The 24,287-nt window shown below is 71.0% G+C and carries 23 protein-coding genes; 10 read left to right on the top strand and 13 right to left on the bottom strand.

Annotated features, from left to right (window positions below; translation table 11 throughout):
* Positions 1–2: 2 nt before the first annotated feature.
* Positions 3–1,217, bottom strand: coding sequence for a geranylgeranyl reductase family protein (locus NON19_RS07610; RefSeq protein ID WP_255925885.1), 1,215 nt, complete (start codon positions 1,215–1,217; stop codon positions 3–5).
* Between the two features lie 131 nt (positions 1,218–1,348).
* Between NON19_RS07610 and NON19_RS07605 the strand changes: the two genes are divergently transcribed.
* Positions 1,349–2,722 carry a dipeptidase gene (locus NON19_RS07605; RefSeq protein ID WP_255925884.1) on the top strand — a complete coding sequence of 458 codons (1,374 nt, stop codon included), beginning with the start codon at positions 1,349–1,351 and terminating at the stop codon, positions 2,720–2,722.
* A gap of 41 nt (positions 2,723–2,763) precedes the next feature.
* On the opposite strand, the gene NON19_RS07600 is transcribed toward NON19_RS07605, so the two are convergent.
* Both NON19_RS07600 and NON19_RS07595 read right to left on the bottom strand, forming a co-directional pair.
* On the bottom strand, positions 2,764–3,813 hold the full coding sequence (locus tag NON19_RS07600; RefSeq protein WP_255925883.1) for an NUDIX hydrolase: 1,050 nt from the start codon (positions 3,811–3,813) through the stop codon (positions 2,764–2,766).
* Between the two features lie 1,401 nt (positions 3,814–5,214).
* Positions 5,215–6,204 (bottom strand): ROK family protein, encoded by a 990-nt coding sequence (locus NON19_RS07595; protein ID WP_255925882.1) that lies wholly within the window; start codon positions 6,202–6,204, stop codon positions 5,215–5,217.
* A gap of 215 nt (positions 6,205–6,419) precedes the next feature.
* On the opposite strand from NON19_RS07595, the gene NON19_RS07590 reads away from it, so the two are divergent.
* Entirely contained in the window at positions 6,420–7,409 is a 990-nt protein-coding gene (locus NON19_RS07590) for a LacI family DNA-binding transcriptional regulator (RefSeq protein WP_255925975.1), read from the top strand.
* 252 nt (positions 7,410–7,661) lie between these two features.
* Here NON19_RS07590 and NON19_RS07585 read toward each other — a convergent pair whose 3' ends face one another.
* Positions 7,662–8,906 carry a DUF6986 family protein gene (locus tag NON19_RS07585; protein WP_380608646.1) on the bottom strand — a complete coding sequence of 415 codons (1,245 nt, stop codon included), beginning with the start codon at positions 8,904–8,906 and terminating at the stop codon, positions 7,662–7,664.
* 233 nt (positions 8,907–9,139) lie between these two features.
* Positions 9,140–9,619, bottom strand: a complete 480-nt coding sequence (locus NON19_RS07580) for an Lrp/AsnC family transcriptional regulator (RefSeq protein ID WP_255925880.1) — start codon at positions 9,617–9,619, stop codon at positions 9,140–9,142.
* Between the two features lie 209 nt (positions 9,620–9,828).
* On the opposite strand from NON19_RS07580, the gene NON19_RS07575 reads away from it, so the two are divergent.
* Positions 9,829–11,004, top strand: a complete 1,176-nt coding sequence (locus NON19_RS07575; RefSeq protein ID WP_255925879.1) for a trans-sulfuration enzyme family protein — start codon at positions 9,829–9,831, stop codon at positions 11,002–11,004.
* Positions 11,005–11,072: 68 nt separating this feature from the next.
* Here the strand turns inward: NON19_RS07575 and NON19_RS07570 are convergent, their stop codons facing one another.
* The 4 genes from NON19_RS07570 to NON19_RS07555 all read right to left on the bottom strand — a co-directional run bounded on the left by NON19_RS07570 (position 11,073) and on the right by NON19_RS07555 (position 14,184).
* Positions 11,073–12,035 (bottom strand): electron transfer flavoprotein subunit alpha/FixB family protein, encoded by a 963-nt coding sequence (locus NON19_RS07570; RefSeq protein ID WP_255925878.1) that lies wholly within the window; start codon positions 12,033–12,035, stop codon positions 11,073–11,075.
* Between the two features lie 55 nt (positions 12,036–12,090).
* The gene (locus NON19_RS07565) at positions 12,091–12,876 is read right to left on the bottom strand and encodes an electron transfer flavoprotein subunit beta/FixA family protein (RefSeq protein WP_255925877.1); all 786 of its coding nucleotides are present in this window, start codon (positions 12,874–12,876) and stop codon (positions 12,091–12,093) included.
* A gap of 248 nt (positions 12,877–13,124) precedes the next feature.
* Positions 13,125–13,628 carry a flavin reductase family protein gene (locus NON19_RS07560; RefSeq protein WP_255925876.1) on the bottom strand — a complete coding sequence of 168 codons (504 nt, stop codon included), beginning with the start codon at positions 13,626–13,628 and terminating at the stop codon, positions 13,125–13,127.
* Positions 13,629–13,851: 223 nt separating this feature from the next.
* Positions 13,852–14,184: a TlpA family protein disulfide reductase gene (locus NON19_RS07555; RefSeq protein ID WP_255925875.1), complete on the bottom strand. Its 333-nt coding sequence runs from the start codon at positions 14,182–14,184 to the stop codon at positions 13,852–13,854.
* 305 nt (positions 14,185–14,489) lie between these two features.
* Here NON19_RS07555 and NON19_RS07550 point away from each other — a divergent pair, with 305 nt between their 5' ends.
* Positions 14,490–15,224, top strand: a complete 735-nt coding sequence (locus NON19_RS07550) for a lysophospholipid acyltransferase family protein (RefSeq protein ID WP_255925874.1) — start codon at positions 14,490–14,492, stop codon at positions 15,222–15,224.
* Between the two features lie 77 nt (positions 15,225–15,301).
* On the opposite strand, the gene NON19_RS07545 is transcribed toward NON19_RS07550, so the two are convergent.
* From NON19_RS07545 to NON19_RS07535, 3 genes are read right to left on the bottom strand one after another with little or no spacing between them, the layout of a single operon-like run.
* Positions 15,302–16,402, bottom strand: coding sequence for a threonine aldolase family protein (locus tag NON19_RS07545; protein ID WP_255925873.1), 1,101 nt, complete (start codon positions 16,400–16,402; stop codon positions 15,302–15,304).
* Positions 16,381–17,139 carry an SDR family NAD(P)-dependent oxidoreductase gene (locus NON19_RS07540; protein ID WP_255925974.1) on the bottom strand — a complete coding sequence of 253 codons (759 nt, stop codon included), beginning with the start codon at positions 17,137–17,139 and terminating at the stop codon, positions 16,381–16,383. The genes NON19_RS07545 and NON19_RS07540 overlap by 22 nt, the downstream gene beginning before the upstream one ends.
* A gap of 29 nt (positions 17,140–17,168) precedes the next feature.
* The gene (locus tag NON19_RS07535; protein WP_255925872.1) at positions 17,169–18,554 is read right to left on the bottom strand and encodes a DUF6421 family protein; all 1,386 of its coding nucleotides are present in this window, start codon (positions 18,552–18,554) and stop codon (positions 17,169–17,171) included.
* Positions 18,555–18,834: 280 nt separating this feature from the next.
* Between NON19_RS07535 and NON19_RS07530 the strand changes: the two genes are divergently transcribed.
* Both NON19_RS07530 and NON19_RS07525 read left to right on the top strand, forming a co-directional pair.
* Positions 18,835–19,521 (top strand): glycerophosphodiester phosphodiesterase, encoded by a 687-nt coding sequence (locus NON19_RS07530; RefSeq protein ID WP_255925871.1) that lies wholly within the window; start codon positions 18,835–18,837, stop codon positions 19,519–19,521.
* A gap of 516 nt (positions 19,522–20,037) precedes the next feature.
* Entirely contained in the window at positions 20,038–20,514 is a 477-nt protein-coding gene (locus NON19_RS07525) for a hypothetical protein (RefSeq protein ID WP_255925870.1), read from the top strand.
* Positions 20,515–20,731: 217 nt separating this feature from the next.
* Here NON19_RS07525 and NON19_RS07520 read toward each other — a convergent pair whose 3' ends face one another.
* Positions 20,732–21,265 carry a GNAT family N-acetyltransferase gene (locus NON19_RS07520; protein WP_255925869.1) on the bottom strand — a complete coding sequence of 178 codons (534 nt, stop codon included), beginning with the start codon at positions 21,263–21,265 and terminating at the stop codon, positions 20,732–20,734.
* 73 nt (positions 21,266–21,338) lie between these two features.
* Between NON19_RS07520 and NON19_RS07515 the strand changes: the two genes are divergently transcribed.
* From NON19_RS07515 to NON19_RS07500, 4 genes are all read left to right on the top strand, one after another.
* Positions 21,339–21,731 (top strand): VOC family protein, encoded by a 393-nt coding sequence (locus NON19_RS07515; RefSeq protein WP_255925868.1) that lies wholly within the window; start codon positions 21,339–21,341, stop codon positions 21,729–21,731.
* A gap of 115 nt (positions 21,732–21,846) precedes the next feature.
* The gene (locus tag NON19_RS07510; RefSeq protein ID WP_255925867.1) at positions 21,847–22,422 is read left to right on the top strand and encodes a DUF5134 domain-containing protein; all 576 of its coding nucleotides are present in this window, start codon (positions 21,847–21,849) and stop codon (positions 22,420–22,422) included.
* 205 nt (positions 22,423–22,627) lie between these two features.
* Positions 22,628–23,566, top strand: coding sequence for a M56 family metallopeptidase (locus NON19_RS07505; protein WP_255925866.1), 939 nt, complete (start codon positions 22,628–22,630; stop codon positions 23,564–23,566).
* A 38-nt stretch (positions 23,567–23,604) separates the two neighbouring features.
* Positions 23,605–24,261: a phosphatase PAP2 family protein gene (locus NON19_RS07500; RefSeq protein ID WP_255925865.1), complete on the top strand. Its 657-nt coding sequence runs from the start codon at positions 23,605–23,607 to the stop codon at positions 24,259–24,261.
* The last annotated feature ends 26 nt before the right edge of the window (positions 24,262–24,287 follow it).

Raw genomic sequence — 24,287 nt, 5'->3', positions numbered from 1 at the left:
CGCTAGCCCAACCCCGACAACAGCCGCCCGGCCACAGGGTGGTTGCGCACGATCTCGGCGAGCGACGTCGAACCGTTGGTGATCCCGGCGAAGGCCTTCCACGCGGGCGGAAGCGAGATCAGCGCCGAGTGCAGCAGACCCGGGCGGCGCTCGAAGACCGACAGCATCCGGCGGCCCACCGCCATCTCCGCACCCAGACCGGCCTTCACGGCGAACGCGTAGTTGAGCGCCTGCCGACGCGCGTCCACCGCGTCCTGCGCCTCCGCGATGCGTACCGCCCACTCGCCTGCCATCCGCCCGGAGCGCAGTGCGTACGAGATGCCCTCACGAGTCCACGGCTCCAGCAACCCCGCCGCGTCACCGCAGACCAGCACCCGACCGCGGGAGAGCGGCGAGTCGTCGGCCCGGCAGCGGGTCAAGTGGCCGGACGAGACGCTGGCTTCGAAGCCCGCCAGGCCGAGGCGGGCGATGAAGTCCTCAAAGTAGCGCTTGGTCGCCTCACCCTGTCCACGCGCGGAAATCACTCCGACCGTAAGGGAGTCGCCCTTGGGAAAGACCCAGCCGTAACTGCCGGGCAGCGGGCCCCAGTCGACCAGCACCCGGCCCGCCCAGTCCTCCGCCACTGAAGCGGGCACCGGAATCTCCGCCTCCAAGCCGAGGTCCACCTGGTCGAGCTTGACCCCCACATGAGCGCCTATCCGGCTGGCGCTGCCGTCGGCGCCGACGACAGCGCGGGCCAACAGCGTCTCACCGGTGCTGAGCACCACCGCCACCGTCCGGCGATCGGGGACGGCAGGCCCGTGCTGCTCGACCCGGGAGACCTGGGTACCGGTGCGCAGCACGGCACCGGCGCGTTGGGCGGCCTCGGTCAGCCGGGCGTCGAACTCGGGCCGGTTGACCAGCCCGAACAGCGTCTGGCGGGAGCGACGGGTACGGGCCATCCGGCCGTTGAGACTGAAGGTGACCGCGCACACCCGGTCCCGCAGCGGTAGTTCGAAACCGGGCGGCAGGGCGTCGCGGGACGGGCCGATGATGCCGCCACCGCAGGTCTTGTAGCGCGGCAGTTCGGCCTTCTCCAGCAGGAGTACCCGTCGCCCGGCGGAGGCCGCGGCGTGCGCGGCGCTGGCCCCGGCAGGCCCGGCGCCCACCACGACGACGTCCCAGACCTCCGGGTGCCCGCCGCTCTCCCCGCTCCGCGCTGCGTAGTCGCTGCTCACGTGTGTTCCCGCTCCCGCTCCGTCTGCCGGTCTTCCGGCATCCTATGGCGCGGCGCGGATTGGTCCGCTATGGGACCATCGGCTGCGCGGTCACCCGCACCCACCACCAATCGCACCCACAAGGAGCGCCCATGTCGCAGGCCTCGCACGCCCTCCTCGCGGAGACAGTCGCCGCACTGATGCCCCGGGCGAAGGCCGAACTCGCCGAGTTGGTGTCCTACCGTTCGGTCGCCGACCCGCGCCAGTTCCCCAGGAGCGAGTGCGAGAAGGCCGCGCTCTGGGTGGCCGACGCTCTGCGGGCGGAGGGTTTCCAGGACGTGGCGCTGCTCGACACCCCGGACGGCACTCAGTCCGTCTACGGCTTCCTGCCGGGGCCTGAGGGAGCCCCCACGGTGCTGCTGTACGCGCACTACGACGTGCAGCCGCCGCTGGACGAGGCGGCGTGGGTCAGCCCGCCGTTCGAGCTCACCGAGCGAGACGGCCGCTGGTACGGGCGCGGTGCCGCCGACTGCAAGGGCGGACTGGTGATGCACCTGACCGCCCTGCGGGCGCTGCGGGAGCACGGCGGTGTCCCGGTTTCGGTGAAGGTGATCGCCGAGGGCTCCGAGGAGCAGGGCACCGGCGGTCTCCAGCAGTACGCCGAGGCACACCCCGAACTGCTCGCCGCGGACACCATTGTGATCGGCGACACTGGGAACTTCCGGGTCGGGCTGCCCACCGTCACCGCGACGCTGCGCGGGATGACGCTGGCTGAGGTCACCGTCGACACGCTGGAAGGCAACCTGCACTCCGGCCAGTTCGGCGGTGCCGCGCCCGACGCGCTCGCCGCTCTGATCCGGATACTCGACTCGCTCCGTGACGAGTCCGGTGCCACGACGGTGGACGGCCTTGAGCCGGACGCGAGTTGGCAGGGGCTGCAGTACGGCGAGGAGGAGTTCCGCGCCGACGCCAGGGTGCTCGACGGTGTGGGCCTGATCGGCACCGGCACCATCGCCGACCGCCTGTGGGCGCGTCCCGCGGTGACCGTGCTGGGCATCGACTGCCCGCCGGTGGTGGGTGCCACCCCGTCGGTGCACGCCAGCGCCCGTGCCCTGGTCAGCCTGCGGGTGCCGCCGGGCACCGACGCCGCCAAGGCCCAGCAGGCGCTCAGCGCGCACCTTCGGTCTGCGGCGCCGTGGGGCGCGCGGGTGGAGGTCACCCAGTGCGGCCAGGGCCAGCCGTTCCGCGCGGACACCTCCAGCCCGGCGTACACCGCCATGGCGGAGGCGATGCGCGCGGCCTACGACGGCACCGAGATGCAGATCGCGGGGCAGGGCGGTTCCATCCCGCTGTGCAACACCCTGGCGGCGCTCTACCCCGAGGCGGAGATCCTGCTGATCGGTCTGAGCGAACCGGAGGCGCAGATCCACGCGGTGAACGAGAGCGTCTCGCCGCAGGAGTTGGAGCGGATGTCGCTCACCGAGGCACTGTTCCTGGCCAACTACGCATACAGCAAGCGCGATTGAGGAAACAGCGCCGAACTGGCAGCGATCAAGGCGGTTGATAGCTAATCAACCGCTGCGACCGGTTCGCCCGCTTCCAGATTAATCGCCCTACCTTGGGCGCGGGCGCGTAGCGCCCAGTGGAGGCGGGCGAACCGCTCGGCCGGTAGCAGAACAGCCGCCTCGTCCTCGGTGACGAAGCGCCAGCCACGCAACTCGGCGGCGGGCAACAGCAGCCGCCCGGCATCGGTGGCGGGCAACGAGCCGCCGTCGAACAGCAGCCGCAGCCCACCGAAACCAGGCGGCCGTGGCGGCTCCCAGTCGACCACCAGCAGCCGTAGGCCCGCACCGGTGCCGAGGTCGACGCCGAGTTCCTCGGCGACCTCACGCAGCGCGGCATGGGTGGGCGGTTCGCCGCGCTCGACCACTCCGCCTGGAAACTCCCAGCCCGGTTTGTAGGTCGGGTCGACGAGCAACACGCGGTCGAGTTCGTCGAACAGCAGCACCCCGGCCGCCACCGTCTCCCGGGTCGGCTCCGGCGTCTGCACGATGCCGCAGGCGCCCGCCCCCTCCCCCACGGCGGCCGCGACGCGCTCCGCGACCTCGCGCGGCGGCGCGTCCCCGATGTCGAGGACATGGGCGTCCCGGGTGAGCCAGGGCAGGGCCGCACGGTAGGCGGCGAGATGGTCCAGGCACCAGCGGCGCATCAAAGCGCTGGCCTCGGGGTCGCCCGGCACCTCCTCGCGGTGCGCGATGCGCTCGCGCAGGATCGTTTCCTCAGCCCGCAGCAGCACATGTCTCACCGGGATTCCCCGGGCCGCCAGCGCCCCGAAGATCTCGTCCCGGTAGTCCTGGCGCAGCAGCGTCATCGGCGTGACCAGCGGCCCGCCGGTCTCCATCAGCAAGGCGGCCGCGGTGTCCACGACGAGCCGCCGCCAGGAGGGCAGCTCCTGGTAGTCGGTGATCTCGCCGAGTCGTTTCTCCGGCAGCAGTAACCGCAGTGTGCTGCCGATCAGTTCGGGGTCGTACAGGGTGCTTCCGGGTATCAGGTCGATCAGTTCGCGCGCGGCGCTGGTCTTCCCCGCACCGAACGCGCCGTTCAGCCAGACGATCACGGTGCCCCCTCCTCCATAGCCCCCTAAGAAGTGCCCGGGCGGCACGGTCGAGCAAACGCGCGGGCCACGGTAGGACAGCAACGGCCCCCACGCCACCCGCCCTCATCCAGCCACCGTCGAAACGAACGCAACCAAACAGCACCGCCGCACCAATCCTCCTCAGGAATCCGAACGCTCCCGGCCGAAACTCATCTCATTCCAACAACGCCCAGCTACCCCTGGACCGACCGGAAGGAGGCACCACGGTCACGCTCCGCTCGCCACCGTGGCCACAACGAAAAGCCCTAGCCACGTTGGCCGTGTCCTTGTTGGGCGCCGCCGGGCTGACCGCCCGATGGACCTCCGCGCCACAACCGGCAAGCACCCACCGCCAACTCCCCGCAACAACGGCGAGGACCACCACCGCGCTGCTCAACCCCGGCCTGCCCCGCACCCACCCACGGGCTTCAACAATCGGCCCAGCAAGCACTGCGGCCCCGACTCCAACGGAACGATGGCCCAAGGCACCGCCACATACCCAGCTTCGAAGCGGCCGGTTACCAGCGCGTCAACCCCAACGGCGCCCAGGCACTGCCAAACCGCGACTCCAACGGCCCTTCGGCGCCCAATCCCGCGCGATCCCCGCACGCCACCAATGCAATTGCCGATTACGGGCACGCCAAGTGACCGAAGCGGGGCATCCACACTAGTGCGGGCAAGAAGACCCGCATCAGCAAGGGCTTCCCCGGCGCTGGGAGCCAGGAGCGCTCCGACGCACAGCAGGCCGCCGACTGCGGCGTTGACCACCTCAGGTACGGCAACTGCAACAGGCTGGGAGTGGACGCCCCAAGCAGCACCAGCGACACAACACGAGCGAGCGACAACTGAGCGAGCGACAACTGAGCCAGCTGCACGATGGTCCCACCACCGGTCGACGGCGGCCACGCCGCAACGCCGTTCCACGAAACGAACCCGCCGCGGCGGATCACCACAAGACCACCGCGATTGCCTCACCCACCGCAGCGCATACACCCGTGCGAGGCCTATGGCAGCCCAAGGACCGCAGCAGCTCCGGAACCACCGCAACCGTCCCGCCCACAGGCGCCGCACCGCACCGCATCCCAGCCACCCCGCAAGCAAGGGCAGTCAAACCACCGCCCCGTACGCCCTGCCGCTGCCCACCACTCGCGAGCAGCCACCCGTAGCCCAACCGGCAGCCAACACACCGCCGACCCCCCCCCAAGAACCACCCCCACAAACCACCCACCACGAACCACCCACAACAGACACCGACCCCCGGCGACTGACTCCGGCGAACGAGCAGCCGCACCGCACCCAATGAGCACACCGCAGGAAACGCCCCCGCAACCGCCAACCCCGGACCGCAACCAACTCCCGCACCAGGGTTCACGCGACCGAACGTCACCCTCGGCCCGGGACAGGGGACACAGGCGCCGCGGCGTAGGCAGCCGCAGCGGCGCCCACCAGCCCGGCGTCCGTGCCCAGTTGAGCCGGAACCACCTCGACCCCCGAGGCGAACGACAAGGTGGCGTACCGCCGAAGCTGCTGACGCAGCGGCGCGAACAGCACCTCACCGGCGCCCGCCACTCCCCCGCCGATCACCGCCACCTCGATCTCCACCAGGCTCGCGCAGGCCGCTATGCCCGCGGCCAACGCCTGCGCGGCCCGCTCGAAGGAGGCGCGGGCTACCGGATCCCCGGCCCGCGCCGAGGCGGCGACGGCCGCGGCGGTCGGCTCGGCACCGTCCTCCGGTTTCCAGCCCTGCTCCACCGCACGCCGGGCGATGTTGGGGCCGCTGGCCAGGCGCTCCACACAGCCGCGCGCACCGCACGGGCACGACGGCCCGTCGAGATCGACGCTGATGTGCCCGATATGACCAGCGTTTCCGGTAGGACCGGGGTGCAGCACGCCACCCAGCACAAAGCCACCCCCGACACCGGTGGACACCACCATGCACAGGGCGTTGTCATAACCGCGGGCGGCGCCCTGCCAGTGTTCCGCCGCCGCGATGGCCACCCCATCGCCCGAAAGGGTGATGGGCAGCTCTCCGGTCATCTCCCGGACCCGGGCGACCAGCGGGAATCCACGCCACCCCGGGACATTGACCGGACTGACGGTACCGTTCGAGGCATCGACCGGCCCCGCGCTGCCGATGCCGACGGCGCTCGCCCGCGCCCAGCGGGGGTCGGCGGCCAACTCGTCCAGCACCTCGGCGACCGCGCGCATCACCGTCTCCGCGTCCTTGGTGGCAGGGGTGCGCCGCTGGGCGCGTACAAGCAGTCGCCCGGTACTGTCGACCAGCGCTCCCGCGATCTTCGTGCCGCCGATGTCCAGGGCCACAACCGGCCCTTCGACGGCCGGGACCCGCACTGCGGCGCCTTCGCTGTGCATCGGTACGGTGTCTCCCTTGTCCACGTTGGCATCCCCTGCGGGTGCGAGCTCAGGGCGGTGGCGAGCCAGAGTAGTCTGGCCCTTGTTGACAACGTTGTCTAGCCCTAGGCTCACGTTACCCCGTGCGCTCGACGACAGGACTGCCGCCCGTGCCCGACTCCCGCTCCGCCGCCCGCCCCGCCACGACCGCCGTACGGTACGGCAGCCGCCCGACGATGAAGGACGTGGCTGCCAGAGCGGGCGTCGGCCTGAAGACCGTCTCCCGTGTGGTCAACGGCGAGCCCGGCGTCACCGCCGACACCGAGTCCCGGGTCCGTGCCGCGATAGAGGCACTCGGCTTCCGCCGGAACGACAGCGCGCGCATCCTCCGCAAGGGCCGTACCGCCAGCATCGGCCTGGTCCTGGAGGACCTCGCCGACCCGTTCTACTCGCCGCTCAGCCGCGCCGTCGAGGAGGTCGCCCGAGCCAACGGCAGCCTGCTGTTCGCGGGTTCGAGCGCCGAAGTCCCCGAAAGAGAGGAGGAGTTGGCGCTGGCACTGTGCGCCCGCAGGGTGGACGGCCTGGTGATCGTTCCGGCCAGCGATGACCACCGTTACCTCGAACCGGAGATCGCCGCAGGCATCGCCACCGTCTTCGTTGACCGCCCCGCGAGCCGGATCGAGGCGGACGCGGTGCTCACCGACAACGCGGGCGGTGCCCGGACCGCGGTCGCCCATCTGATCGCGCACGGCCACCGGCGGATCGGCTTCATCGGGGACCGTCCGCACATCCACACCGCGGACGAACGCGTTCGGGGTTATCGCGAGGCGATGGCCGCGCACGGCCTCGCCGTGCGCGAAGAGTGGGTGTCGATGGGCGGCACCGCGCCGGAGCGAGTACGGGCCGAACTGGAACGCATGGCATCCGGCCCGGAGGCCATCACCGCGCTGTTCTCCGGCAACAACCGGGTGACGGTCACCGCGGTGCGGGTCCTGTCCGAGCACGACCGTCCGATCGCGCTCGTGGGCTTCGACGACTTCGAACTCGCGGACCTGCTCCGGCCGGGCGTCACGGTGATAGCGCAGGACCCAGCTCGCCTCGGCCGAACCGCGGCGGAACTGCTGTTCCGCCGCCTGGACGGAGACACGGCACCCCCACAACGCGTCGAGTTGCCGGGCCGCCTCATCCCCCGCGGCTCCGGCGAACTACCCGCCCTCCAGCACTGACGTTAAGGAAATAACCCGCCAGCCCCGCTTCGCCGCAGCCCGCCCCTTGCCGTTGCGCACAGCTCGTCGCGGGTCGAGGAAGCACAGGGCCGGGGAGAGACACCAACCCCAACCTGCAGCGATCCAAACGGAACGCACGCACGCCGTTGCAGACCAAATGACCACGCCTCGCAGACGCACGACCACGTGAGGGGGCGGGGGCCCGGAGCCCCCGCCCCCGGCCCCCCAACCGCAGGCCGCGACGGACCCGCCTCACCGCAACCCCAGCAACCCCTCATGCCCCACCCCCGCCACAGCCGTGACCTCGGAGAGGTCAACGGCCCCGCACTCAACCCCCCGCAGCAGGTACCCACTGAGCGCCCGCGCCGTAGCAGGCTCGTCCATGACATCGCTGGACGCCCGAGCGACATACGCCGCAAGCCGCTCCGCCGCGGCCACGAACCCCTCGCGGTAGAAGGCGTAAACGGCCGCGTACCGGGTCGGTAGCTGCCCGGGATGCATGTCCCACCCCTGGTAGTAGGCCCGAGCCAGCGACCTGCGTACCAACCCGTAGTGCAACCGCCAAGCGTCACGCACCTGTTCGCCGCCGCCAACCGGCAACACGTTCGTGGAACCGTCCGACAGCCGCACCCCGGTACCCGCCGCGGCGACCTGCATCACGGCCTTGGCGTGATCGGCGACGGGATGGTCCATGGACTGGTAGGCCGCGCTCACCCCGCACGCCGCGCTGTAGTCGAACGTCCCGTAGTGCAGCCCGGTGGCCCGCCCCTCCGCCGCGTCGATCAGTCGCGCGACGGTCGCGGTGCCGTCCGGTCCGAGAATCGCCTGGGTGGTCTCGATCTGGATCTCGAAGCCGATCCGCCCGGGCTCAAGCCCGTGTGCCTTCTCGAACTCCTCGCACAGCCGCACCATCGCGGAAACCTGCTGGGGAAAGGTCACCTTGGGCAAGGTGAGAACCAGCCCATCAGGCAGCCCACCCGCCGCCATCAACGCGGTCAGGAAGACGTCCAGCGTCCGGATCCCGCGATCCCGAACCCCGGCCTCCATGCACTTGACGCGGATCCCGACGTACGGCGGCGCACCGCCCTCGGCCACCGCGTCGCAGACCAGCCGCGCCGCGCGAGCCGCCGCAGCGTCCTCCTCCGCATCAGGCCGCGAACCGTACCCGTCCTCGAAGTCGATCCGCAGATCCTCAACCGGCTCGCGCCTCAGCTTGGCCCGCACCCGCTCGTAGACCTGCGCGGCAAGCTCGTCGGACAGCCCCAGCGCGGCGGCGAACTCCCTGGCATCAGGCGCACACCGGTCAAGCAGGTCGAGCGCCTGCTCCCCCCACATCCGCACGGTGTCGGCGGCGAAGACATCGGCGGGCACATAGACGGTGTGCACCGGCTGCCGAGTACCGGGATCCCCCGGATAGCGACGGGCGAGCTCCGCGTCAACCCCCGCGAGGGAAGCGCCGACACTCTCCCGCACCGCCGCCGACAGGCTGGTCGCCACAGGTACACCGTCCGAACCCATCCGACACCCTCCACGCGATTCCGCAAACCGAAAAATCAACTCCGCCAGGCGGAGTTTCCCAGCGCCTCCTGACCAACGTCAATGCCCCACACCCAAGACCAAGCCCAACACCGCACGCCGACGAACCACATCAACGCCCACATCGGCGAACGGCCCACATCACAACCCACACCGACGACCAACGGCCAACGGCCAACGGCCAACGGCCCAGCTCAGTCAGGCGACAGCAGCCGCCCCCGGATGTGCCCGAATATGAGACTGGTCTCGGTGTGCTGCACAGCGGGATGCGTGGTGAGGTGGTCGAGGACGAAGTCCCGCAGCCCGTCGGAGTCCCGTACCGCCACCCGTAGCAGATAGTCATCGGCCCCCGAGACATGGAACAGCTCCACCACACCGGGCAGCCGCGGCACCTCCCGTACGAAACGATCCACCTGGTCCCTGCGGTGCGAGTGCAGCCGGACGGAGATCATCGCCTGGATGCCGAGCCCGAGCGCCTCGGGATCGAGCTCCACCCGGAACCCACGGATCACCCCGCGCTCACGCAGCGAGCGGACTCGGGCCAGACAGGTGGACGGCGCGACGCCGACCGCCGCCGCGATGGCACTGTTGGGCATCCGGGCGTCCTGGGCCAGCAGGCCCAGGATCGCACGGTCGACCGGCCCGAGGTCATCGCCCTGCTGATTCTTCGGCATACGGCCGAGAATGACCCTTGACACCGCACATTGCCAAGGCCCACCGGCCGATCCGCGAATTATCTGCGACGTCCCACCACTCCAGGCGCCGTTTTCTTCACCATGGCCCGAGCCGCGCACCGCCGCAGGCCGCGCACCGCCGCAGGCCGCACATCACCGCAGGCCAAAAGAACCACCGCAGCCCGAAAACCGCAGACAGAGGACCGCCAATGCAGCCGACCGCACTTCGCCCGGACACCGCCGCCGTACACGCCGGACGCGGGGACCTGCGCACACTGGGCGTGCATGTGCCGCCCGTCGACCTGTCGACGACCAACCCGCTGCCGGACGTCGAGATCGGCGGCGAGAGCTACGAGGCACTGGCGACCGGCGGCACTCCGTTCGACGGCGGCAGCCACGTCTACCAGCGGTTGTGGAACCCGACGACCGCCCGGTTCGAGGAGGCACTGGCCGAGCTGGAGGGCTGCGCCGAGGCGGTGGCCTTCTCCTCCGGCATGGCCGCCATCACCGCCTGCGTGCTCGCCGCCCGCGCCGAGGGCAAGGGCCATGTGGTGGCCGTCCGCCCGCTGTACGGCGGCACGGACCACCTGCTGGCCACCGGACTGCTGGGCACCGAGGTGACCTGGGCGCAGCCGGACCGGATCGCCGAGGCGCTGCGCCCCGACACCGGTCTGGTGGTCGTGGAGACTCCGGCCAACCCCACCCTGGAGCTGGTCGACCTGGCCGCCGTGGCCGAGCGGTGCGGGGATGTGCCACTGCTGGTGGACAACACCTTCGCCACGCCCGTGCTCCAGCAACCCGCCCGGCACGGCGCCACGCTGGTGGTGCACAGCGCGACGAAGTACCTCGGCGGCCATGGCGACGTGCTCGCCGGAGTGGTGGCGACGAACGCCGAGTGGGCACGGCGGCTGCGCCCGGTACGCGCCCTGACCGGCGGCATCCTGCACCCCCTGGCCGGGTACCTGCTGCACCGCGGCCTGCAGACGCTGCCACTGCGGATCCGCCACCAGTCCGCGTCGGCACACAAGTTGGCGGCCCGGCTGGCCGAACACCCCGCCGTCGAGCGGGCCTTCTACCCCGGCCTGCCCGAGTGCGACCCAGCTGGCCTGATAGGCCGTCAGATGTCCGGCCCGGGCGCGGTCATCTCCCTTGCCGTGCGCGGCGGTTACCGTGCGGCGGCCGCGACGGCGGCGGGCTGCCAGCTGATCACGCACGCGGTGTCGCTGGGCGGTGTGGACACGCTGATCCAGCACCCGGCGGCGCTCACCCACCGCCCGGTGGCGGCGGAGGCCAAGCCGAACGCCTCGATCCTGCGGGTGTCGGTGGGCCTGGAGGACGTGGAGGACCTCTACGAGGATCTGGACCAGGCCATGCGCCAGGCCTGAACAGCGCAAACCGGAACAGCACGAAGGGGCCACGCGGAGCGTTCCGCGTGGCCCCTCGGCACGGACGGTCAGCCCTTGCGGGCCTTGACCTCCTCGGTCAGCTGCGGGACGACCTCGAAGAGGTCGCCGACCACGCCGTAGTCGACCAACTCGAAGATCGGGGCCTCGGGGTCCTTGTTGATGGCCACGATGGTCTTCGAGGTCTGCATGCCCGCCCGGTGCTGGATCGCGCCGGAGATACCGGAGGCGATGTACAGCTGCGGCGAGACGGACTTGCCGGTCTGGCCGACCTGGTTGCTGTGCGGGTACCAACCGGCGTCCACCGCGGCACGGGAGGCACCGACGGCCGCGCCGAGCGAGTCGGCGAGGTCCTCGATGACCTTGAAGTTCTCGGCGCCGTTGACACCGCGACCGCCGGAGACCACGATCGCGGCCTCGGTCAGCTCGGGGCGGCCGGTGGACTCGCGCGGGGTGCGCGAGACGACCTTGGTGCCGGTGGACTTCTCGCCCACGGTCACCGCCAGCTGCTCCACGGTGCCCGCGGCCGGGGCGACCTCCGGGGCGGCCGAGTTGGGCTTGACGGTGATCACCGGAACGCCCTTGGTGACCCGGGACTTGGTGGTGAACGCCGCGGCGAACACCGACTGCGTGGCGACCGGACCGTCCTCGCCGGCCTCCAGGTCCACCGCGTCGGTGATGATGCCGGAGCCGAGGCGCACCGCGAGGCGGGCGGCGATCTCCTTGCCCTCGGCGGAGGACGGTACGAGGACGGCGATCGGCGAGACGGCGGCGACGGCCTGCTCCAGGGCGTCCACCTTGGGTACCACCAGGTACTCGGCGAACACCGGGAGGTCGGCGGCGAGCACCTTGGCGGCGCCGTGCTCGGCCAGGGTGGCCGCGGCGGTGTCGGCACCCGCGCCGAGGTGCACGGCGACGGGCTCGCCGATCCGGCGGGCCAGGGTCAGCAGTTCGAGGGTCGGCTTGCGGACGGCGCCGTCCACGTGGTCGACGTAGACGAGGACTTCACCCATGGGATTGCTCTCCTGCACGTGAAAGAAAGGGGCGTTGGGAAGGCGGCTCGGCGGCTCAGATGAACTTCTGCTCCGCGAGGAACGCGGCAAGCTGCTTGCCGCCCTCGCCCTCGTCCGTGATGATCGTGCCCTTGGTGCGGGCCGGGCGCTCGGCCGCGCTGTCGACCTTGGTCCAGGCACCGGCGAGGCCGACCTCGTCCTCCTCGATGCCGAGGTCCGACAGGTCGAGCGACTCGACCTTCTTCTTCTTAGCGGCCATGATGCCCTTGAATGACGGGTAGCGGGCCTCGCCCGACTGGTCGGTCACGGACACCACTGCGGGCAGCGACGCCTCGAGCTGCTCGCTGGCGGCGTCGCCGTCACGGCGGCCGGTGACCTTGCCGTCCTCGACCTTGACCTCGGACAGCAGCGTGACCTGCGGGACGCCGAGGCGCTCGGCGAGCATCGCGGGGACGACGCCCATGGTGCCGTCGGTGGAGGCCATGCCGCACACCACCAGGTCGTAGCCGACGTGCTCGATGGCCTTGGCCAGCACCAGCGAGGTGCCAAGCGCGTCGGTGCCGTGCAGGGCGTCGTCCTCCACGTGCACGGCCTGGTCGGCGCCCATGGACAGCGCCTTGCGCAGGGCGTCCTTGGCGTCCTCGGGGCCGACGGTCAGCACGGTGATCTCGGCGTCGTCGGCTTCCTCGGCGATCTGCAGCGCCTGCTCGACCGCGTACTCGTCCAGCTCCGACAGCAGGCCGTCCACGGCGTCGCGGTCGGTGGTCAGGTCCTCGGCGAAGTGACGGTCGCCCGTGGCGTCGGGCACGTACTTCACAGCGACTACGATCCTCAAGCTCACGCCTGCTCTCCTACTGCATCGGTTCGGCGGTCCGGGCCGCGACACCAGCACCGGCGTCGTGGGCCGTGGAACCCAGTAACTGCCCTGTGAAGGCAGCATAGGCGCCTTCGACGGCGTCTTTCGGCCGGGGACTGCTAGGCGCTCCAACCGAAATATTACTCGCCAGTACACTCGGCCGATTCCCACTCCGCAAGGCCGTTGAACTGTGACCTTGCCGACGCCCGGCAGTGGGTCGCAGCGGGGAGGTTTCAGTGCCGCAGGGCGTTGAAGCGCCCCTGGTGGTACAGCAGCGGGCGGCCGGGACCGTGCGGATCGCCGTGCACGGCCTCGGCCACCACTATCCGGTGGTCACCGGCTGGGACGCGGCCCACCACCCGGCACACCAGCCATGCGCAGACACCGTCCAGCAGCGGCACACCGTGCGGGCCGCCGCGCCAGACGGTGGGCGGCCCGAACCGGTCCGCGCCGCTGCGGGCGAACGTCGCGGCCAACTCCTCCTGGTGTTCACCGAGGACATGCACACCGACGTACTCGGCCGCGGACACCGTCGGCCAACTCGACGAGCCGACGCTGATGCCGAAGGAGAGCAGCGGGGGTTCCGCGGCGACGGAGGTGAGCGAGGTGGCGGTGAAGCCGACCGGCCGGGCACCGGCCGCCGTGATCACCGCGACCCCGGCGGCGTGCCGTCGGAAGACCGAGCGGAAGACATCGGTCGCGGAGGCGGCGGAACCGAGATCGGTCGAGGCAGTCATGGAGTTGTCCTTCTGACGCGGTCGAGCCGGAACTGAATGGCCGTCAGAGGTGCTCAACGGCCCGGACAACGCGCATCGGCGTGCCGACCGGAGTCGACGTCGGCTCGCTCATGGAGAAGGACACCCTTCGACATAACGTCAGGCTGTCGATTCAGGAGGCGCTGCGTCAAGGGCGGTTCCGTATATGGGATGTGGATCACGGCGGGCTCCGGCATCGGTCGGTTCACGCCTCCACCACCGCACCGAGCGCCGCGATCACATCCGCCTTGCGCGGCTGGCCGGTGGCGCGCCGCGTGATCACACCTCGGGCGTCGAGCACGAAGACGGTCGGCGTCCTCGCCACCGACAGTCTGCGTACCAGGTCGAGATGGGCTTCGGCGTCGATCTCCACATGCGCCACCCCGTCGACCATGGCGGCCACTTCGGTCAGCGTGCGACGGGTGGCCCGGCAGGGCGCGCAGAAGGCACTGGAGAACTGGACCAGCGTGGCCCGCGCGCCGAGCGGCTCACCGATCTCGGCCGCCGTCAGCCACCGCGCCCCGTCCTTCTCCCGCATCCGCGTCCCTTCCGTCCCGCCACCGGCACCATCTTCCCCTCTCGCACGAGTGCAGCGTTCACCGGACCCGCGATGATTCCCGGCCCCGGCAGCGGGCACACCGGGCCGCCGCGTTCCGCGACGCGACGTTCGGCCACCGCGATGGCCGCGAAGTGCGCGTACGGCCGCGTCGGGCCGCCACGTGAGAAGAATCTCCCCGGATTGCGGGCACTGCGGATGACAACGCACGCGTTGACGGGGCACCATCCTGCGACGGCCCTGATACCTACGGCCGCGTAACCGCCGACCCGAGAGGTGTCCCCGACGTGGCTGAACTCGTGTACCCGCCGGTCATCGGCTTCGCCCGCACCATGTTCCAGGTGCAGGGCCTGCGCTTCGACATAGCGGGTACCGAGCATGTGCCGCGGCGCGGCGGCGCGGTGCTGGTCAGCAACCACATCAGCTATCTGGACTTCGTCTTCTGCGGGTTGGCCGCCCGCCCCGCGAAGCGTCTGGTGCGTTTCATGGCCAAGGAGTCGGTCTTCCGGCACAAGGTCTCCGGGCCGCTGATGCGGGCGATGAAGCACATTCCGGTGGACCGGGAGCGCGGGGTGCACGCGTACGAGAACGCGCTGCGGGCGCTGCGGTCCGGCGAGATCATCGGGGTCTTCCCCGAGGCGACGATCTCCCGTTCGTTCACGCTCAAGAGCTTCAAGTCCGGTGCCGCACGGCTGGCTCAGGAGGCGGGCGTTCCGCTGCTGCCGATGGCGTTGTGGGGCACCCAGCGGATGTGGACGAAGGGCCGCCCGCGGCGGCTCGGCAGGCACCGCTTCCCGATCACGCTACGGGTCGGTGCGCCGCTGACCGCGGCGCCCGAGGAGAACGCCGAGTCGCTCACCGAGCGACTGCGCTGCCGCGTACAGGAGTTGCTGGAGTCGGCCCAACAGGCGTACCCGGTCCGCCCGAAGGACGCCCACGGCGCCTGGTGGCTCCCCGCCCACCTGGGCGGCACGGCGCCTACCGCCGAGGATGCGGCCGCTTCGACAGCGGGCCGGGCATAGGGCGTTGCCTGAGCCGCGACGGCGAGCGGCCACGCCAGAGCCCGGCCGCGCCGAACCGGCCACATCCCCGCGCCGGACTACGCCGCCGCCATCTCCTCGGCGACCGCCGCCGCGAAGGCGTCCACATCCGCCTCGGTGGTGTCGAACGAGCACATCCACCGCACTTCGCCGGTCGCCTGGTTCCAGGTGTAGAAGCGGAAGCGCTTCTGCAGCCGCTCGGTGACCTCTAGGGGCATGGTCGCGAAGACCGCGTTGGACTGCACCGGCCGCACCACCGTCACCCCGTCGATGCCGGAGACGGCCGCCGCGAGCCGGGTCGCCATGGCGTTGGCGTGCCGGGCGCTGCGCAGCCACAGGTCGCCGGCGAGCAGCGCCTCGAACTGTACCGAGACGAAGCGCATCTTGGACGCCAACTGCATGGACAGCTTGCGCAGGTACTTCATCGTCGCGGTCGGCACCCGGTCGTGGTTGAGCACGACGACGCACTCACCGAACAGCAGGCCGTTCTTGGTGCCGCCGAAGCTGAGGATGTCCACGCCCACGTCGCTGGTGAACTCCGCGAACGGAACGCCCAGTGTGGCCGCGGCGTTTGACAGCCGGGCGCCGTCGAGATGCACCAACATCCCACGTTCATGGGCCCGTTCGGCTATCGCCCGGATCTCCTGCGGGGTGTAGCAGGTGCCCAGCTCGGTGGTCTGGGCGATCGAGACGACCTGCGGCTGGGCGCGGTGCTCGTCGTCGAAGCCCCAGGCCTCGGTGTCGATCAGTTCGGGGGTGAGCTTGCCGTCCTCGGTGGCCACCGGCAGCAGTTTCAGCCCGCCGACGCGCTCCGGCGCGCCGCACTCGTCCACGTTGATGTGGGAGGTGGCGGCGCAGATCACCGCGCCCCAGCGGTTGGTGACCGCCTGTAGCGCGGTGACGTTGGCTCCGGTGCCGTTGAAGACCGGGAACGCTTCGGCGCGCGGGCCGAAGTGGCGGCGGAAGACCTCCTGCAGATGCGCGGTGTACTCGTCCTCGCCGTAGGCGATCTGATGGCCGCCGTTGGCGAGGGCGAGTGCGGCCAGCACCTCAGGGTGCGCGCCCGCGTAGTTGTCACTGGCGAAGGCGCGCGCGTGCGGGTCGTGCCGCCGGACGGCGTCGGTGGCGTGCTGTTCTGTCACGGTTGGGGCGTCAGCCACAGGCGGGTTCCGTTCACTTCTGCTGCGGGCCGGGTCCAGACGTCCGCGATGGCCTTGGCCAGCTCGTTGACATCGGTGAATCCGGCGAATTTGGCGTCGGGCTTCTGGGCTCGCATCTCATCGTGCACCAGCGCCTTGATCACGATGATCGAGGCCGCGGCGACCGGACCGCTGTCGCCGCCCGCCTTGCGGAAGGAGTCGGCGAGGGCGAGCGTCCACGCCTCGGCGGCGGCCTTGGCGGCGGCGTAGGCGGCGTTGCCCGCGGTGGGCTTGGCCGCGCCGGACTGGCTGATCAGCACATAGCGGCCGGTGGGGCTGCGCACCAGGGCGTCGTGGAAGGCGAGCGAGGTGTGCTGGACGGTACGGACCAGCAGGTCGTTCAGGACCGTCCAGTCCTCCAGCTTGGTCTCCGGGAAGGTCGCGGAGCCGCGCCAGCCGCCCACCAGGTGGACCAGGCCGTCGATGCGGCGGTACTGCTTCTCGGTGCGGTCCGCCCAGTCGCGGGCGGCGGCCGGGTCGAGCAGGTCGACCGTCTCGCCGGTGACGTAGGCGCCGCCCGCGGCGTAGCGGGCCGCGTCGACCGCCTCCGCCAGCCGTTCCGGGTCGGCGTCCGCGGCCACCACCTGCGCGCCCTGCTCCGCCAGGTGCCGCAGTGTCGCCTTGCCGGCGGGTCCGCCCGCCCCGGCCACCGCGATCACCGCACCGCTCAGCGGTCCGTTGTTGTTGCCCACTGCCATCGCCTCCGCCTCCTTGGCCGCCACCGGGGTCACGCGGCCACCCGAACCGCGCTGTCCGCCGTGATCCCCTTGGTCGAGGCGATCACATCACGCAGCTTCTTCGCCAGTGCCTCATAGAACATGCTGAGCGGGAATTCGTCCGGAAGCACGTCGTCCACGAGTTTGCGCGGCGGCTGAGTGAGGTCCAGGGCGTCCGCGCCCTTGGCCCAACGGGACGCCGGGTGCGGGGCCAGATGGCTGGATACCAGCTGGTAGGCGGCGAGCCAGTGGACCAGCTTGGGCCGGTCGATGCCGTCCCGGTAGAGCTTCTCGATCTCGGCGCACAGCCGCTTGGTGGCCTCGGTGGCCCGTGGCCAGTCGATGCGCAGGGTGTTGTCGGTCCAGCGGACCGCGTCGTGCTTGTGCAGGTACGCGAAGAGCAGCTGCCCGCCGAGACCGTCGTAGTTGCGCACCCGGTCACCGGTGACCGGGAACCGGAAGAGACGGTCGAAGAGGATCGCGTACTGCACGTAGCGGCCGTGCTCGTAGCCCTCGGCCTCCAGCTTCACGGCTTCCTTGAAGGCGGTCAGGTCGCAGCGCAGCTCTTCGAGCCCGTACATCCAGAACGGGGCGCGCTGCTTGATCATGAAGGGGTCGAAGGGCAGGTCGCCGTGGCTGTGCGTGCGGTCGTGGATCAGGTCCCACAGCACGAACGTCTGCTGGGCGAGCTCCTGGTCGGCGATGAGCCGGGCGGCGTCCTCGGGCAGTTCGAGGCCGAGCGTGCGCACCGCGGCGTCGGTGACCTTGCGGAATCGGGCGGCTTCGCGGTCGCAGAAGATGCCGCCCCAGGAGAACCGTTCCGGCACCTCGCGTACCGCGACCGTCTCCGGGAACAGCACGGCCGAGTTGGTGTCGTAGCCGCTGGTGAAGTCCTGGAAGGTGATGGGCACGAACATGGGGTTGTCGTAGCGGGTGCGCTCCAGCTCGCCGAGCCACTCGGGCCACACCACGCGCAGCGCGACCGCTTCGAGGTTGCGGTTCGGGTTGCCGTTCTGGGTGTACATCGCGAAGACGACCAGGTGCTCCAGGCCGTCCCGGCGGTCGGCGGCGGGCTGGAAGGCCAGCAGGGAGTCAAGGAAGTCCGGCACCCCGAAGCCGCTCTCGGCCCAGCGGCGCAGGTCCGCCACGAGCGCGGCGTGGTACGCGGCGTCGTGCGGCAGCAGTGGCGCGAGGTCCTCCACGGCGGCGATCACGCGCGCCACCTCGGCTTCCACCGCCGAGCGGTCCGGCGCGTCGTCGGCGGAGAGGTCGATGGAACCGTCCTTCTCCTGCCACGGCCGAATGGTCTCGACCGCCGTCTTCAGCACTGCCCACGACGGGTGCTGCACGACGCCGTCGGCACCACCCGTCGCGACAGACAGAAGATTTTCCCTCATGACCCCTCCTCCACAGGAGAACCTTGCGTTAAGACACCGTATCCGTCTGAAGTTCTTTCCCTCAAGAGGCTTCTCACACAATTATCCTGCGAGGCCGCCACCTGACCGATGTTTTTCCTGTGTTGCCGCAGGCTGACAGAAGTTTGTGAAGAAGTTCGTCCGGGTAGCGGCCGGTACACCCGTTGATCGCCGGGCATTCTCCCCACCGACACCGCTGCCCACTAGGCTCGCCACACGCAACCGCGCACCACGACAAGCCGGACCCAAGGGCAGTAGCACCGTGTCTTTCTTCACCATCGGCCACCGCGGCGTCATGGGCGTCGAGCCGGAGAACACCCTGCGCTCGTTCGTCCGCGCCCACCGCGAGGGCCTGGACGGCATCGAACTCGACCTGCACCTGAGCAAGGACGGCGCACTGGTTGTGATGCACGACGAGACGGTCGACCGGACCACCGACGGCAGCGGCGCCATCAAGGACTTCACCCTCGCCGAACTGCGCCAGCTCGACGCCGGTCAGGGCGAGCGGGTGCCCGTGTTCGAGGAGGTGCTGGACGCGGTGCCCCGGTTGCCCGTGCAGGCCGAGATCAAGGACGTGGCGGCGGCCCGGGTGCTCGCCGAGCTGCTGCGCGAACGGGCGCTGCTGGGGCGGGTCTCGGTGCTCTCCTTCCACGACGAGGCGCTGTGGGAGGTACGGCAGCTGCTGCCCGAGGCGCGCACCGTACTGGTCGCCGGACGCACCGGCCCGGACCTGGTCTCCCGGGCGCAGGCGGTGGGCGCCCGACTCGTCAGCCTTGAGCTGCGCAAGCTCAGCCTGGACGTGGTGGAGCGCTGCCACGCCGCGGACATCCAGGTGATGGCCTGGACCGTCAACACCCCGAACGATCTCGCCCTGGCCCGCGCGCTGGGCCTGGACGGCGCGGCGACCGACGTACCCGACATCAAGCGGGCGGTAGCCGCTGGCCGCTGAGGCCCTTCTCGCGGCAAGTCCCCCCGAGTCCCCCAAGCACGCCCAGCACCCCAAGCACGCCCAGCACCCCAAGCACGCCAAGCGCCCGGAAGCCGAAGCGCGGCGTTCACGAACGTCCGACATACGATCAACGACCGTGCTGACGTGGGCAGTTGACGCTTGCCGGTGCCAGCCTCCCGGAGACGCCCAGTCAACCCGTGCTGGAGGAGCCCCGCGGGTAGGGCGCACACGGCCATTACGCCCGGACGAGAACGCGCCCCGTCACGCCGCCTGGCTCGGCTCCCACCCGCTGATGTCCGGCGGCGTGTCCACCGGCCGCCCGTACAGCCGGGTCGGCCACATCCGCGGCGACACACCCCGCGCCCCGCCGTAAACCAGCGCGTTACACCCCGCCGCGGACCAACCCCTGGTTTACCCAGAGCTCCACCCGCGGCACGACGACGAGGCCACCAACCCGGTCCTAGGGTCAGCTCCACTGAAACGGTCACCAGGACCGAACCGGGAGGGAACGCAGCCATGAACCTCCGCAAGCGCATGACCGCGCTCGCAGCCACCACGACCCTCGCAGGCCTGGCCACCCTGGGCATGACAGCGCCCGCTCAGGCGACGGCCGCCGGTCCGGCAGCCGCGGCATCTGCGTCGGCACACAGCGCGGCGTCAACCCGCCCGGCCAGCGCTGCCGGCGCCAGCTGGCGGGAGAACAACTACCGGATCGCCTTCTACGACGCTCGGCACATCACGTCGCACGTCTGCATCGGCGGCGTCAACCAGCGTGAGACCTGGACTGGACACTGCTGGGACACGCCAGGGGCGAACACCTACTTCAACGGCTGGTATTGGCATGGCTGCATCCACCTCATCGGCTACAACGCGAACTGGTCCCAAAAGCGCTGGGACGCCTGGTTCGACGTTGACCGGTACGCGGGGGCCCAAAGCGCAGGCAACGGCGAGTTCGTCTGGTACACCAACGATGGCCAAGCCGACGGCTGCTGACCGCACGTGAGCCGCCGGACCCGGCGCCCGCGAGAGCGATCTTCACGCAGATGGCTGGCATCCCGCTCATTCCTGTGAAGACGGCCTGACGGCGGGGTGGTGCTGGAACGCGGCGCGCCGCAGCAGGTGTTCGGCGCGCCGCGCGAGGAGCGGACGCGGCACTTCCTGCGCCGGATCGTCGAGGTTGGGCGGCTGCAGGCCCGGCTGCCGCGGCGCGCTAGCCCAACTTCTTGACCAGCAGCTCGAATTGCAGGTCGTCGCGGCGCGGCACCCCGAACCGCTCGTCGCCGTAGGGGAACGGGGTCATCTCACCGGTGCGCCGGTAGCCACGCCGCTCGTACCAGGCGATCAGGTCGTCCCGCACCGAGATCACCGTCATCCGCATCTCATCCACGCCCCACTCCTCCAGGGCGAAACGCTCCGCCTCGGCGATGATCAGCTTGCCGAGGCCGTCGCCCTGCCGGGACGGCCGGACCGCGAACATCCCGAAGTAGGCGTGCCCGTCGCGGCGTTCGAGCTGGCAGCAGGCGATCGGCTCGCCGTCGTCCTCGACCACCACCATCCGGCTGTCGGCGCCGTTGACCACCTGGGCGACACCTTCCGGATCGGTGCGCTGCCCGTCCAGCAGGTCAGCCTCCGTCGTCCATCCGGCACGGCTGGAGTCACCGCGGTACGCGGATTCGATGAGCTCCACCAGAGCCGGTACGTCGGTCGGCGTCGCGGTACGGAAGACGGGGGCAGGCATGGTCATGGTGGCGCGAATCCTCTCCGACGCGCGGGTGGCGAACGGTTCCGAGGGTAACCCGGCGCGTATCGTCCGCCCCATGGTCAACGTACTGAGCAGCCGCGTCCTGCTGCGGCCCACCGATCTGGAGCGGTCCCGCGCGTTCTACCGCGATGACCTGGGTCTGGCCATCTACCGCGAGTTCGGCGAGGGCCCGCAACGCGGCACGGTGTTCTTCCTGGGCGGCGGTTATCTGGAGGTCTCCGGCCACGCCGACGCGCCCCCTGCCCCGGGGGTGGAGCTGTGGCTTCAGGTGCCGGACGCCGAGGCGGCCCGCGAGCGCCTGGCGGGGCGCGGTGTGCGGGTGCTGCGCGAGCCGAAGCGTGAGCCGTGGGGGCTGATCGAGATGTGGATCGCCGATCCGGACGGTGTGCGGATCTGTGTGGTGGAGGTGCCGGAGGACCATCCGATCCGGTACCGGCCGGGCACGTAGCGGCGCGCGGTGCGCGCCCCTTCCACGCGCCTGCCGTACCACCGTGCGCCAGGGTGTGCGCCCACCCTCGCGGGCAGCCTCTTTGAGGGGGCGGCGCGAACCGGGGAGGGGCACCATGCACGGACCGCCGTTGGTGGGCTGGCTGCTGGTGGTGATCGGTTCGGCCACGGGGGTCTCGTGCCTGCTGCGTACGAGAGCGGGGTGCGCCGCCGCGCCGGGCGAGCGGCGCACCGCGCGGGACGAGGGCGTCATGGGCCTCGGCATGGCCGTGATGGCCGTCCCCAGTGCCGCCCTGCGCGAACCGGCCTGGGGGCCACCGCTGTTCGCCGCGGCCTTCGGCCTGATCGCCATACGCTCCGTCATACTCGTCCGCCGTGAACCCCATCGCGCGCACCACGCCCTGGAGGCGGCGGCCATGGTCTACACGGCCCTGCTCATGGCCGTGCCGTCGCACGCCTCCGACGGCATGGCGGACATGTCCCACGGCACGCCGGGCATCCCCGCGCTGACCGCGCTGCTCCTGTGCTACTTCGCGGCCTACGCCCTGTGGACGGCGGCCCGCATGCTCCCCGCAGCGGCTCCCGAGACGCAGGCAGCACCGACTACCGCGCTGCTGGCCGCTCCCGGGTTGGCCACGGCCTGCCGGATCTCACTGAGCATCGGCATGCTCGCCATGCTCCTGACGATGTGAGGCGCCGACGGCGAAGCCGAGGGTGGGATCCGTCGCCCCGGGACCCCCACCCCCCTAAGACATGGGGCGAAGGCCCCGGAAACCACCCAACCCGGTCCCTGCCCGGCGGGACCTCCGAAGATGCCGGACCACCCGCCGTGAGGCGTAGCTCACCTTCCCGCCATGACCGTACCCATCGGTAGCTCGGCGCCTTAGTGTGTGCGCCATGACGGTCCCGTTCGTGCTGCTGGTTCTCGGCGCACTTGCGGCGGCAGTGGCACCACGCCTGCTGTGCAGGGCCGACTGGCCGGACCGGGAACCAGTGCTGGCCCTGTGGGTGTGGCAGTGCGTGGTCGCCTCCGTGCTGCTGTGCTGCGTCCTGGCCATGGCGTTGTGCGCTTCCGCGGCGTCACCCACGGTGCGCTGGCACCTGTTCGCGCTCGCGCCGCACGGCGTGGTGGACGCCTACGAGCTCTCCGCGTACGGCCCGTGGGCGGGAACCCTCGCGGCGCTGCTGGCCTGCGGCGGGGCGTGGTCGGCGGCCATGCTCACCCGCGAGGTGCGCGGCGCCCGCGCACGGCGCCGCCAGCGGCGCGGAGAACTCCTCGTACGCTCCCCGAGGCTGCCCGGCGAACTCCCCTCCGACGGCGAACGCCTGGTGGTGCTGGAGGGCGGCCGACCCGACGCCTGGTGGCTGTCCGGTCCGCAGCCGCAGTTGGTGATCACCACCGCGGCTCTGCGGCGCCTCAAGGGGCGGCAGTTGGACGCCGTACTCGCACATGAACAGGGGCACGCGCGGGCCCGGCACGACTGGCTGCTGCACTGCGCGTACGCGCTCGCCGCGGGCTTCCCGCAGGTGCCGGTGTTCGAAGGTTTCTGCCAGCAGGTGCACCGACTGGTCGAGTTGGCCGCGGACGATGTCGCCTCGCGCCGCTTCGGGCGGCTGACCACCGCCCTGGCGCTGGTCGAACTCAACGAGCACCGCGGGGTATTCGGCCCCTGCCCGACGCCGCTGGCCCAACTCCCGGGCCGGGTACACCGGTTGCTGGACCCGGCCCCACGGCTGCCCCTCAGCCGCCGGATGCGGATGTCGGCGCTGGCGCTGCTGCTACCGGCCGTACCGCTGTTGGTGACCTTCGGCCCGGGGCTCGGCGCCCTGTCGTAGCGTCCGCCTCCACAGCACGGTCTCGTACGATCCTGGCCGTGCCGACCACCCCCCGCTCCCCCAGCACCCGCTGCCTGGCCTGGACCGCCGCGCTGACCGCGGGCTTCACCGTACCGCTGGCGTTCGTCCTGGTCAGCGGCGCGCTGCCGCTCGATCGACGCATCGATTCCGCACTGCACGGCATCGCCCTGGCCCACCCGGGATGGACCCGGCTCGCGCTCGACCTCACCAACTGGGTGTGGGGGCCGACCACGATGCGGCTGCTCACCGCCGCGGCGGCGGCCGTGCTGCTGTGGCTGCGCGAACGCCGCCAGGCGCTGTGGGCGCTGGCCGCCTGCGGCCTCGGCTGGGCGCTGGAGGTGACGGTGAAGGCCGCCGTCGGCCGCGGCCGCCCGCACTGGCCGCACCCGCTGGACACCGCGACGGACGGGTCGTTCCCCTCCGGCCACGCGATGGCGGCGACGGTCGCCTGTGTGACGCTGGTGTGGCTGCTGCGACTGCACGGGGTGCGCGGCGGCTGGTGGACCTCTGTCGTGGCCCTGGGAGCGGTGTCGGTACTCGGCGTAGGCTTCACCCGGTTGTACCTGGGGGTGCACTGGCCGTCCGACGTGCTCGCCGGATGGCTGCTGGGCGCCGCCGTCGTCACCGCGACCGCTGCCGCCCTCGCCCCGTGGCGGGCGTCCCGCGCCGCGTGACGCGCGGTGGCCACCGCCGGACGGGG

Origin of the sequence: Streptantibioticus rubrisoli (assembly GCF_024436055.1) — a bacterium.
In the GTDB taxonomy this organism is placed as follows: domain Bacteria; phylum Actinomycetota; class Actinomycetes; order Streptomycetales; family Streptomycetaceae; genus Streptantibioticus_A; species Streptantibioticus_A rubrisoli.
The sequence above is the reverse complement of the archived record's forward strand: the minus strand, read 5'-3'. Positions and strand labels throughout refer to the sequence as shown.

Coding starts and splice junctions, on each gene's coding strand:
- NON19_RS07535 (WP_255925872.1), bottom strand. CDS start 18,554: ATGAGGGAAAATCTTCTGTCTGTCGCGACGGGTGGTGCCGACGGCGTC.
- NON19_RS07540 (WP_255925974.1), bottom strand. CDS start 17,139: ATGGCAGTGGGCAACAACAACGGACCGCTGAGCGGTGCGGTGATCGCG.
- NON19_RS07555 (WP_255925875.1), bottom strand. CDS start 14,184: ATGCGGGAGAAGGACGGGGCGCGGTGGCTGACGGCGGCCGAGATCGGT.
- NON19_RS07515 (WP_255925868.1), top strand. CDS start 21,339: ATGGTCAACGTACTGAGCAGCCGCGTCCTGCTGCGGCCCACCGATCTG.
- NON19_RS07520 (WP_255925869.1), bottom strand. CDS start 21,265: ATGACCATGCCTGCCCCCGTCTTCCGTACCGCGACGCCGACCGACGTA.
- NON19_RS07595 (WP_255925882.1), bottom strand. CDS start 6,204: ATGCACAGCGAAGGCGCCGCAGTGCGGGTCCCGGCCGTCGAAGGGCCG.
- NON19_RS07575 (WP_255925879.1), top strand. CDS start 9,829: ATGCAGCCGACCGCACTTCGCCCGGACACCGCCGCCGTACACGCCGGA.
- NON19_RS07560 (WP_255925876.1), bottom strand. CDS start 13,628: ATGACTGCCTCGACCGATCTCGGTTCCGCCGCCTCCGCGACCGATGTC.
- NON19_RS07580 (WP_255925880.1), bottom strand. CDS start 9,619: ATGCCGAAGAATCAGCAGGGCGATGACCTCGGGCCGGTCGACCGTGCG.
- NON19_RS07590 (WP_255925975.1), top strand. CDS start 6,420: ATGAAGGACGTGGCTGCCAGAGCGGGCGTCGGCCTGAAGACCGTCTCC.
- NON19_RS07510 (WP_255925867.1), top strand. CDS start 21,847: ATGCACGGACCGCCGTTGGTGGGCTGGCTGCTGGTGGTGATCGGTTCG.
- NON19_RS07525 (WP_255925870.1), top strand. CDS start 20,038: ATGAACCTCCGCAAGCGCATGACCGCGCTCGCAGCCACCACGACCCTC.
- NON19_RS07605 (WP_255925884.1), top strand. CDS start 1,349: ATGTCGCAGGCCTCGCACGCCCTCCTCGCGGAGACAGTCGCCGCACTG.
- NON19_RS07570 (WP_255925878.1), bottom strand. CDS start 12,035: ATGGGTGAAGTCCTCGTCTACGTCGACCACGTGGACGGCGCCGTCCGC.
- NON19_RS07505 (WP_255925866.1), top strand. CDS start 22,628: ATGACGGTCCCGTTCGTGCTGCTGGTTCTCGGCGCACTTGCGGCGGCA.